The 11,294-nt window shown below is 65.1% G+C and carries 5 protein-coding genes and 2 pseudogenes; 3 read left to right on the forward strand and 4 right to left on the reverse strand.

The features are described 5' to 3' along the window. Together QOZ86_RS20775 and pglX are read right to left on the reverse strand one after the other, a co-directional pair. A pseudogene (locus tag QOZ86_RS20775) lies at positions 1–398 on the reverse strand (ISL3 family transposase); the annotation flags it as partial. 86 nt (positions 399–484) lie between these two features. Continuing rightward, positions 485–3,604, reverse strand: a complete 3,120-nt coding sequence (gene pglX / locus QOZ86_RS20780; RefSeq protein ID WP_284493869.1) for a BREX-1 system adenine-specific DNA-methyltransferase PglX — start codon at positions 3,602–3,604, stop codon at positions 485–487. Here pglX and QOZ86_RS20785 point away from each other — a divergent pair. Together QOZ86_RS20785 and QOZ86_RS20790 are read left to right on the forward strand one after the other, a co-directional pair. Beyond that, positions 3,485–4,303 (forward strand): annotated as a pseudogene (locus tag QOZ86_RS20785) (IS630 family transposase); the annotation flags it as partial. The gene pglX and the pseudogene QOZ86_RS20785 overlap by 120 nt on opposite strands. An 18-nt stretch (positions 4,304–4,321) precedes the next feature. Then, positions 4,322–4,669: a hypothetical protein gene (locus tag QOZ86_RS20790; RefSeq protein WP_284493870.1), complete on the forward strand. Its 348-nt coding sequence runs from the start codon at positions 4,322–4,324 to the stop codon at positions 4,667–4,669. A 288-nt stretch (positions 4,670–4,957) separates the two neighbouring features. Here the strand turns inward: QOZ86_RS20790 and QOZ86_RS21070 are convergent, their stop codons facing one another. Further along, positions 4,958–6,205 carry a protein NO VEIN domain-containing protein gene (locus QOZ86_RS21070; protein WP_348637990.1) on the reverse strand — a complete coding sequence of 416 codons (1,248 nt, stop codon included), beginning with the start codon at positions 6,203–6,205 and terminating at the stop codon, positions 4,958–4,960. A gap of 256 nt (positions 6,206–6,461) precedes the next feature. Next, positions 6,462–9,782 (reverse strand): sacsin N-terminal ATP-binding-like domain-containing protein, encoded by a 3,321-nt coding sequence (locus QOZ86_RS20800; RefSeq protein ID WP_284493871.1) that lies wholly within the window; start codon positions 9,780–9,782, stop codon positions 6,462–6,464. Between the two features lie 277 nt (positions 9,783–10,059). Here QOZ86_RS20800 and QOZ86_RS20805 point away from each other — a divergent pair, with 277 nt between their 5' ends. Further along, positions 10,060–11,286 (forward strand): ISL3 family transposase, encoded by a 1,227-nt coding sequence (locus tag QOZ86_RS20805; protein WP_284493833.1) that lies wholly within the window; start codon positions 10,060–10,062, stop codon positions 11,284–11,286. Positions 11,287–11,294 lie beyond the last annotated feature (8 nt).

An 11,294-nucleotide genomic window follows, 5' to 3' on the forward strand; every position in this document is an offset into this window, starting at 1 on the left:
CCGAGGCCCTCGGCGACCCGGGCGACGGTCAGGTGCTGGCAGACGATGCCTTCCAACGCCCACCGCAGACCTCGGCGGGACAGCTTCGCCCGCGGCTCGGCCGCCTTGCTGGTGTCTTGGCGCCACACGTGCCCACAACCCGAGCATCGGTAGCGGCGGACCGTGATCAGCAGCGTGGTGGGTCGCCAGCCCAGCGGTGCGTGGGCCAGCGACCGGGTCACGGTGTCCCGCGGCGCGCCTTCGCACCCGCAGCGACGGCACCACCGGTCGGGTTCGACGACCCGGCAGGCCAGGACCGCACGGTCAGGAGCCAGCCGCTGCCCGACGACCTCCAGACCCAGCTCATCCACGCCGGCGAACGTGGTCAGGTCAGGGCAGCCGAAGGTAGCGTCAGGCACGTCGAGGTCTTCCGGATGGGCAGTGTGAGAACTTCCATCCTCGGGAGGCCTCGACCTCTATCCCGGGACCGACGCGCCAGCCCTACCTACACCCTCAACTGCGAAGAGCCCGTATACCGGTGCATGTAGATGAGCGCGTTGAACGAGCCTTTGGGGCTGGAGAACAGCCAGTAGATCGGGCGCCTCTTGTACCTCTGAACATGATCCTTGTAGAAGGACTTCGCAAAGTAGTCGCGGACGTCCTTCACGCCGAGGGACTCGGTGACGAAGCGCAGGTTCTCCTCGAAGTGCTGCTCCCCGAACGCCGCTCGGAGAAACTGGCGAAAGCGTGCAACGATATCGTCCTCGAACCAGTCGCCATCTACGATAGGGATGACGTTGTCCATATCTGGTGCGAACGTCGGGCTCGGCACCTTGGCCAGGTAGTCCTGCACCGTCGAGCCCTCATTGGCCAGCACGAGCCCCGGCGTATCCAGACTAAAACGACCGAACATACATCCCACGGCGTAAGAGATAAGGTCGTCGACTTTTGCCCTCACATCCAGTTTGACCCGGAGACTGCGGTCGAACTTGCGGAACTCGAAGTCGGGATTGTTTCGTAACGTTACATCTTCAGCTTCAGGTGCCAGTGACATTCTAGGTGGCAGCGACTCGCGTTTCGCAATCGCCTCATTGTTCTTCTGTTCAAGCTCTGAAGCTCGCTCAATCTCCTGCGCCCAACCTCCCTGAACGCATGCAATCGACTCCGAGATGCTGCCGCGCAAGCGCGCCACTTGGTCGCGCATAAAGGTTCGGTCGAGTTCATACGTCCTGAGGTCCGCGTCGGATATCCTCACAAGCTGCGCAACATCGTCGAACAGGTCCGCGTCCGATCGAAGCATGGCTGGAAGCGCCTCGAAGTTCCCGATCTTGAAGTGAGTTCCGGGGTTGAGGAGGAGCGAGATTTCGGCGACCGCGCGAGAGTTGAGTAACGACAGAATCGCATAGCTATCTCGCTCATCCTCAGGAAACACCGAGTTGGCCGAGGCGTCAAACGCATACTCGGCGCCGTAGACCCGCCCAACCACCGAGCCGATCGACACATCCGACCAACTGATCGACGCCCTGAAGAACTTGTCAACATTCCTCATGGTTGCGATCGGTCGCAGGTCAAATAGCTTCTTTCCGTCATCCCGCCAGTCAAGGACGTACTCTCGGTTTCCGGACCACTTTCGGTAGGGGCCGCCCTTGTTGATTGGGATCCAGTGCCCGCTCGCGGGGTCGCCGGCGGGGTTAGACCGCACACTCGCGACCGAGACCTCCCACCAGTAGCGGAGGAAACGACTGTTGTCAGATGTTGTGATGCCGTTGCCCGACGGGTATCGCTTGCCAATCGGACCACAACGCCGAAACGCCTCGGCAACCTCCCAGTCCACCCAATACGCGAGCACTCCTCCCGGCAAGGATTCTAGCGCCCGTTGCTCCACAACGTATGAGGCGTGGGCATGGTCTAGAAACAGATCACGGATTTCATCGGGCGTTCTAACTGCTGAGAACACGTTATATAGTTTGCGATAGATGCCCACGCTTCGCTCATCATGCCCGAGCGTCGCCGAAAAGGCGACCGTTCCGTAGTCCACGCCGAATATCCCTCGGCCAAGGTGCAAGAGAGACGAGATTGAGGCGCGCCCGAGAAGCGCCTTTCGGAAGGCCGCAGTGTCTTGGTTGAACATCCAAGCTGAGAGTGTGATCATCGCGAACACTCCCCCGGACCGCACGAGAGCCGCGGCCCGGTCGATGAACATCGTCATCAGATCGGATTTTGATTCCGGATATTGACTCTTTGCGAACCCAGAAAGTATCGAACCCATATTTCCACTACCCATATACGGTGGGTTCGCGACCACGACGGAGTAGCGCTGCGAGAGGTACTCGGCCTGGAGCAGAACACGCTCAGCCCGATCGAGCAGGTTCGCCAGGAGGATGTCTCCGCCGTTGTCGTGCTGAGCTATGTGCTGCTTGAGCCGAGCCATCAGACTTGCGTCCGGCCCGATCAGTGATCCGAAGACGTCCGCGTGCTTAAATTGGTACCAGAAGGCCGACTCGGCATGCTTGTCGCCACCGCGCGTCAACAGGACATCGATCTCGTCCGGCGTGAACGTAATCGGTTCGAGGACGCAGACCTTCGGCTCGACCTGCTTGTTGAAGAACGTCCTCTGCTTGGCACGGGCCTTCATCGTTAGAGCGAAGGCAGCTAGCGCCCCAGCTCGGGGGTCGATCTCCACACCGTGAAGATTATTGGTCAAGATTAGGCGGGGGATCTCCGCCGGGGCGTAGCCCTCTTCCTCGTAGATGGCATAGAGCAGGTCGAAGGCGTAGGTCAGCATGTGGCCCGAGCCGCACGCCGGGTCGACGACCTTGAGCTCCTCAGGGCCGTTGATCTTGAGATAGTCCCTCTCCTCGTCGACCGGAGCGATGTAGTACTCCATCTGGTCGACAAGCTGCGAGGACGGGCGATTCAGCATCCACAGGCGGCCGAGGGAGTTCTCGACCAGGTAGCGGACGATCCAGTGTGGCGTAAAAAGCTGGGTTGCTGCGGGAATCTCATCAGCCCCCGCCTTCTTGTTCTTCTTGAAGCCTGCGAAGACTTCGTCTTTACGCTCCGAAATATAGAACTGATAGAGCCAACCGATGACCTCGACATCCCGGCAGACCTCAGTCGTGAGCACCTTGACGGCCCGGTTGAGCACGGAGTCGTCCGCCAGCACGTTCGCGGGGATGAGCAGCTCGGTGTAGTCGCCTTCCCGCTCAAACATGAACGGCATGGCGCGGTTCCGGTAGCGGCAGTTCTCCGCAAGCAGCAGTGCGTAGGCCTCGCCTTGGGGGTCTTCGCTACGCCGAGTCCCATTTAGGAGCGCCGCAATCGCCTCCCGAGTCTTGGTACCTACAACATTGGGATCGATGTTGCCGCGCTTTGCCTCTGCAAGGACCTCGGGCTGACCGAGTTCGACGCCGGCCTGTGGGGAAACAACGCCAATGCCGGTAAAACCGTTGATGTCCAGGAACCGCAGGGCCACGATCCGGTTGAACCAGGTGTAGGCAACACGTCTCGGTGGAGTTCGGCGGAGTTGGCCGCTCAGGCGGTGGCCGAGGGTCTGGTGGAGGCGGTGTCGGCGTCCACGGTGCGCCGCTGGCTGCACGAGGACGCGATCAAGCCCTGGCAGCACGAGTCGTGGATCTTTCCGCGGGATCCGGACTTCGCGCCCAAGGCCGGCGGGGTGCTCGATCTCTACGAGAGGCGCTGGGACGGGGTCGAGCTCGGCGCGGACGAGTACGTGATCAGCGCCGATGAGAAGTCCCAGCTGCAGGCGCTGCGCCGCCGCCATCCGGAGCTGCCGCCGGGGCCGGGCCGCACCCGGCGGGTGGAGTTCGAGTACACCCGCGGCGGCACGCTGGCCTACTTCGGCGCCTACGACGTGCACCGTGCCCGGCTGATCGGGATGACCGCCCCGACCACCGGGATCGTCCCGTTCGGGCAGTTGGTGGAGAAGGTGATGAGCGTCGAGCCCTACGCCTCCGCCGCGCGGGTGTTCTGGATCGTGGACAACGGCTCCTCGCACAACGGTGCCCGCGCGGTCGAGCGGATGCGCGCGGCCTGGCCCACCTGCGAGTTGGTGCACCTGCCGATCCACGCCTCGTGGCTGAACCAGATCGAGATCGTGTTCTCGATCCTTCAACGGAAGGTGATCAAACCGGCTGACTTCGCCGATCTGGCCGCCCTCGCCGCCCGGTTGACCGCCTTCGAGCCGCGCTTCAACGCCACCGCCACGCCGTTTGACTGGCGCTTCGGGCGGCGCGAACTCGATGACCTGCTGCACCGCATCGACGCTCGCCAGAGCGGCGAGCAGACTTCGCTGGCGGCCTGATGCGGGCAGGATGAGCCGATGCCGACCCCGCCGGCCTCCACCAAGACCAGCCTCGGCCAGCGACTGAACGCCCGCGCCCGGGAACGCTGGCCCGCCCTCGCCCGCGTGGACGTGCGCTTCCGCGGCCAGTTCGCCTACATCGACGGCCAGCTCCCCGACGGCGAGGTACTGCCACTCTGCCGGCTGCGCTACGGCGGCTCGGCCAGCCGCTGGGGCTTCGCGATCTACCGCGCCAGCCACGATGACTACCGGGACAACTACCTGCCCAGCGGTGACACCGCAGGCAGCCCCGAGGAGGCACTCGACTGCGCCTGCGGCCTCTACCTCAATGACCCGACCGCCTGGCGACCCGATACGACGCCGTAACTGCAGGCAGGACCACTAGTCATGCTCCGCCTTCCCGGACCCCTAATGCTGCAGCTGCAGCGCCACTGCCTTCCCTCACGCTCCGCCGCAGCCGCTCGCGCGCACCACCTGCCGGGCCACCGCCGCAGGGAGGGGTCCCACTGGGTGGCGGCACCTCCTCGAGCTGATCACTGGGGCGGTGGGCAGAACTTCCCATCTGACGCCTGCATCACGCCTCGTCGGCCAACAGCGTCCCGTCCCCTCGCTTCTCGGGTAGCTGGACGAAGGCTTGGACGCCCGGGGTGCAGCTCATCGAGTCAGCGGCCTTTCGGCGTCCTTCCTGCGAACCTCCAGTGTCAACTGATCCGCGGCTGCGAACTCACGAACGCGGAGCTGGACCGTCCGCTTTCGGATTAGATCCTCGTTCTCAGACGACGCGAGAGTGCCGAAGGGGTCTCGCACTGTGCGGACGAATGGGGAAGCGTTCTCCAGGTCTGCTCGAAGATTTCCCACCAAGTAGAGCCAGAAGTGGGTACGAAGATGCCCTTGGGCGGTCTTCCATTCATTCCAGCTCATGGCTTGCACGTGAGCGTCCACTCCGGATGATTTCAGTTCGATCATCCTGTCGATCTCACCGCCCTTGATGGTCAGGATGTCAAAGCCTGGGTGAAGCGGACTGACGCCCCGCTGGGCCATCTCCTCGAACACGGCCTTCACGTCCTTGGACTGTTCCACCGCTGCCGCGATCATCTTCGGTGAGCTCACGTCGACGATGAACACGTCCGCGTCCTCCGTAACCTCATCACCCGGCAGGTCGACGACCTTCAGCCAGTTGAACCGCCTGCGCTCGAAAGCGAAGGTGATTCGCATTCCGAGGCGGTCAAGTTCAGCGAGGTCGGTTCCGGCAGCAGCGCGCGGCGTACCACCGGGTGACCCAACCTGGCCCCCGGAGCCGACTCCGGACCCTCCGCCGTCCTCTTCGCCATCGGTCGCACTCGCTGATGCTGCGCCTCCGACTCGGATGACTTCTCCGTCGAGGAGCAGGTCCTCGAACCGGTGCAATGGCACCCGGGCCGCGGCGTGTGCCGCGGTGTTCGGACGTGAGTAAGGGGTGCGTTCTCCCTCGGACTCCGTTGACTCCCCGTCGGTAGGCGCTGGGTGTTCAGCGTCGCCGGTTCCACTTCCTGCGGTGCTGGCCTCAGGCTCTGCCGCGGCGCCAGCGAGTTCCTGCATGACTTCGTCGAGCCGCTCGCCTGCGCCTGCCAGGTCGAGCAGTTGTTGCCGCTGGGACGGTGTGGCGTTGATGAAGGACAGGAAAGTCTCGACCGTGTTGACCTCGAGCGTCTCAGCTAAGGCCATGGCCAGGGTCTGTGCGTCCTCGGCGATGGGCGGCCACGCCGGTCCCGTCCAGACGGCAAACCCCTGGAAGCCCGCCTCCTCGGTGCGACGCACGTAGTAGCTCCGCGGAGGGATCTCCCCCAAATCGTCGCCGCGGAAGTTGCAGCCGAGCGTCAGTGCCTGGACAGGCTCAATCTTCTGGACGAACTCCAGAATCATTCTCCGGTCTGCCGCGCTGCGTTCGGCCCGATCCGCGCCCAGGCGTGCCAACAACGGCGGCACCAGGTCACTGAGTCCACGTCGGAGCTCTCCGAGGTCCGCGTCATCGAGCGCGGTCTCGCCCGGCCTGACCGACCACTCCAGGGTGCTCTCAAGCAGTGGAGTGCCGAAGATGTTCCGGAGAGGTGCCAGCGCCCCGGGCTCGGCTTCGAGCACGAATAGCGGCACCTTGCCCTGGACTCCGCTGCGCTCGCGGCTACCCGAGACAGACGCGTACACGACGTCGCGCGCGGGCAGAAACTCGATGCCGTCTGCGGTCCGGGCTGCGAGTGGCGCCTCCGACAGCGGTGCGTCTTGCGTCGTCACGCTTCCAACCAGGAGCTCGAACATCTGACGGTAGATCGGCCGCAGGTCGGAGCGAAGAACCTGGCCGGTCACAGCGCCCGCGTGACATATGCGCGATACGGACGCAAAGGTCGTGGGCGTCCTGGGTAGTGAAGGCCGAAGGAACAAGTTCACCACGGACTTGGAGCTCGTCGAGGCAGGCGCGGAGCGCTGAGGACGACACGTCGGCCGGCTGCTTGAGCACTGGCAGAAAAGCGTCCGCTGCTCGGCCGCCCCGGCCGAGCCGTCGCAGCAGCTCTTCGGAGCGACGCCAAGTCTGACCCGGGCGTCGAGGTCCATGGCTCGTAGGGCAGATCACGTTATGCCGGAGTCGGAACAGCCAGAGGTTCGGGCCTCCTGTCGCGAGTTCTTCCGAAGTCGCCCGCGGCGGAGAGGTGCGACTCGACGGCCACTTGCCTGCGCCCACGAGCGCCAACGTGGCCTGCGTGTACCGCGCGTACGTCGCCCAGTTGCGAACGAGGTGGGTAAGCATCCTTTCGGCGACGTCGTTGTCCTTGAGTCGCGCAACGGGCGCAATCTCGTCGAGCTTGTCGAGGTTATGGACCTCGTACAGATAGTGGTCGGTAGAACTCCATCGAGGATCTCCGATCAGGTGGCGCTCGACCTCCTGACGGTATTCGCTCCAGGTCTCACCCAGTCCGGCGAAAGCCCACCCGCCGGGCTTGCCAAGCCCCTTTGTGTTGGTCCATCCCGTGCCGGAGTCGACGACGTCGTGGAAGTGGACGAGTCGTAGTCCGCGGCTCACACCCAGCCATGCGAAGAAGTTCCGCCAGCGATCGTCTGCCGTCGTCTCCAGGACTTCGTCTGTGTCGTCTTCCAGGTCGACCTCGCCGTCGTCCACGGCGGTCGAGGGCCCGACGTCGTCGCGGTCAACGTGAACACCTATCGCCGAGAAGTAGGCGTCGAACACCCTGGGGGACGCAAGGAAGTGGATATCCACCGGTTTGCCCGCCGCTGCCATGGCATCGACAATCTCTTCGACGGAGTCCGCACCGACCCAGTCGCGTCCGAAGTAGACCTCGTGTGCCGGTGCCCACACAGGTTCGCCGCCGGAATGGGACCTGCAGGGGACCTCGAGGCGGCTGAGGTTGAAGAAGGCGCGGTCGGAACCGAGGCGTCCCAACGGCAGCGGCTGGTCGGGCTTAGTGGTCTTGCCAGCGAGCCGGCAGATGGCGGCCAGTGCTTCGATGGTCCGGTTCGCGTCCCGGAGTTTGGGGTCGACGGAGCCCGTTCGCGTCAGACTTGGAAGCACTGCTGCGCGCATGACCTCTTCGAACCGGAACTCCTTGATGTCGAAGAGCGCGTCCCATGCCCTCATTCGGTGCCCGAGGACAGCGCGCTGCTCAGTCCGCCCGAGGGTGCCCCAGCACACGGCGTGCGCCAGGAAGCGAAGCCGGCGGAGGGGCAGATCCTCAGCCGACGAGCGCGGTGGGTAGAGGGCGCTCTCGTCGCCGAGCGGAATGCGGTTGACCGTCCCCTCCGCGTTTTCACCGATGGGGAAGACGGCCACCCGACGCGCGGTCGCTTCCAGCTGCTGGCGATCGTCCGCGTCGGCGCTCTCCCAGAGCGTCGCGCACAGCTCCAACACAGGGTCGACGCGAAAGCGCCCCGCCGGTTCCGGTCGGAGGACGGCCTCAGAGGGGTCGACGCACTCCGCGAGCGCCCTGAGCGTCCCGACGGGGGTAAGCGCGACCGCTCCGTAGGTTGCGCACACGGCTGCCAGCTCGCCTTCGCAGTACCGGGGGTCCGGAAAGCGCCGCCCGTCGATGGAGCTGTCGGGATGAAGCAGCGCGGCGAGCTCGTGGCCGTGCGCACCGAGGACGGGCGTGGGCAAGATGGACTCGACGAGGCTCAGCCACGATTCCCCGGCGGGGAGAAGGGGCGTGTCGGCCAGCACCTCGGTGAGGGCTGTGCGCATCAGGAAGGCGGCCTCGCCGGTGATGCCTGCCTCCTGCTCAAGCGCGCGGAGGACACAGACCGGACCGCGCTCGCTGAGCAGGTGAGGGACGAGCGTCTCCACAAACGTCTTGGCTGCCTGCCGGAGCAGATGGGCGTTGTAGTTCGAGGCGGAGTCGGAGACCTGTACATGCTTGCGGGAGAGGTCGGTGGTGAAGGCGCCGTTGACAAGGACAGAGCAACCGGAGGGTTCTTGCGTGGGGAGGAATACGTGGAAGCGGCGACTCTCGGGATCAATCCTCGGTTCTTCGGCATCCCGCACGGCAACCGAGACTTCGGAGATGTCGACGCCTTCCCACGCCGGACCTGCGAGGCCGTCGCGGTGGTCCCCAATCAGTACATCGGCATTGTGTGCCACCCAGTAGCGTTCACCGACGTCGCTGTGGTTCACCAAGTCGACCCGGAAGAGACCCGACTCGGTCATTCCTTCGCACGGTTCCACTCCTCCACTCGTCACCCGGTGGCGTTCCAGGAGCCACTGGCGCCCTCCCTGCCCCGCGGACGTCTGGACGTCGATAACCACCTCCTCCAGGTGCTTGAGGAACAGGACGCTCGTCATGGGCAGCGTCAGGAGCTGGTGGGCCAGTGCCGCGCGCTGGTCCGCGGTCACCTTCGCGTGGAAGGAAAACCGGAAGGCGCTGTGGAAGCCATCCTCCCGGAACTCCCTCCAGACCGGATGGTCCACAGTGACGGTGGACGGGAAGCGCATGACCGGAACGCCTCGCACATTGCCTCGGTCCAGTTGAGCCCATAGCGCGCTGACTTGCTCCAGTGCCTGCCCACGGCCGAGTCGAAAGCACACCGTCTCCGAATAGGCTTCGGGCGCATCGGTGATCTCAAGAATGGACTTGAAGCCAAGGCCCTTGTGACCAATGCTGGCCCGTTTTGGGCCGTCGGCTTGAGTCTTCGAGCTTGCGCCCAAGCCACAGAGTCCGCGCACGTCGGCCTCGGTGAAGGGGCGACCGGTGTTCGCAACCCACAGCTCGTCCTCCGTCAGTCGGAAGAGCGCTCGGTTCTCGGTGGTCATCACTCCCACGAGCGCGTCATCTGCGTTCTGCAGAAGCTCGTAGACCAATCGGCCCCGGTAGTCGTGGCCGACCTGCGACTCCTGACTGACGTCCTCCTGCAGACGGGCCTGCGACTCGCGGTAGACAGCGAGATTCTCTTGACAGATGCGCTGCAGGATGTCGTCGGGCGCGGCGGCCGGCACAGTCACGGGAACAATTGGACCCTATGGGGGCTCTTCGTACCTGCGGTGGGTGTGAGGGACTCGCGCGTGTGAGCTGAGGCGGGAGAGGGGTCGAGGCCTTCCAAGATCGGGAGCGACCAAGCTGCCCGACCGGAAGGCCTCGACGGTGTCCGAGCCTACGGCGTGCGCTCGCGCGCGCTCACGTCCTGATTCCTCCTTCGCTCACTCCTACTGCGATCGCTGTGATCTCCTCGTCGGCCTGGACGGTTTCCACGTCATCGAGGTCGTCGAGCGTCACGGCCGAGTGCAGGTCGTGGTGGAGTCGGCGCCCGAGCCGATGGGCTGTCTGGCCTGTGGCGTCATCGTCGGCAGCCACGGTCGCCGCGACGTTGTCCTGGTCGACGTGCCCTGCTTCGGGCGCCCGGTCCAGTTGGTGTGGCGCAAGCGGACCTGGCGCTGCGTGGAGGTCGAGTGCACCGGCAAGGCGTTCACCGAGCAGCACGAGGCTCTCGCTCGGCCACGGGCGCTGCTGACCACGCGGGCGTGCTGGTGGGCCATCGGGCAGTTGCGCCGCGAGCACGCCTCGGTCGCCGGGATCGCCCGGCAGCTGGGCACGACCTGGCGCACGGTGTGGCGCTCGATCAAGCCGCTACTGGAGGCGATGGCCGCCGACGAGGCCCGCTTCGCCGACGTCACCGCCCTGGGCGTGGATGAGCACATCTGGCACCACGTCTCGACCAAGCCGATCGCCGACGGTGGTCGCGGCCCCAAGGAGCTCACCGGGATGGTCGATCTGACCCGTGACCAGGCAGGACGCGTCCGCGCACGCTTGCTGGACCTGGTGCCCGGCCGGTCGGGGAAGGTCTACGCCGACTGGCTCGAGCAGCGTGGCGAAGCGTTCCGCAAGCAGGTCAAGATCGCCACGTTAGACCCCTTCCACGGCTACAAGAACGCCATCGATGACCAGCTGGAGGATGCCGTCGCCGTTCTTGACGCCTTCCACGTCGTCAAGCTCGGCACCGCTGCGGTGGACGAGTGCCGGCGCCGAGTCCAGCAGGAGACCCTCGGGCACCGTGGCCGCAAGGGCGACCCCCTGTACGGAATCCGCACCATGCTGCGCGCCGGCGCGGAGAAGCTCACCGACCGCCAGTGGACACGTTTGCGCGCAGCCTTCGACGCCGACGAGCGACACCTGCCCGTGTGGCTGGCCTGGTCATGTGCCCAGCAGCTGAGGGACGCCTACCGGCATCCCAAGCCGGCCGAGGGCCGCAAGATCGCCGAACAGGTCCTCACCTCGTTCTCGACCTGCCCGGTGCCCGAGATCGCCCGCCTCGGCCGCACCTTGAAGCAGTGGCGGGAGGCGTTCCTCGCCTACTTCGACACCGGCCGATCCAACAACGGCGGCACCGAAGCCGTCAACGGCCTCATCGAGCTCCACCGGCGGATCGCCCGCGGCTTCCGCAACCGCGACAACTACCGACTCCGCATGCTCCTGATCGGCGGCGGACTGTCCAGCCCCCACCTCAAGTAAGAAGAGCC

It is taken from the genome of Blastococcus capsensis (genome assembly GCF_030165005.1).
Classification (GTDB): domain Bacteria; phylum Actinomycetota; class Actinomycetes; order Mycobacteriales; family Geodermatophilaceae; genus Blastococcus; species Blastococcus capsensis.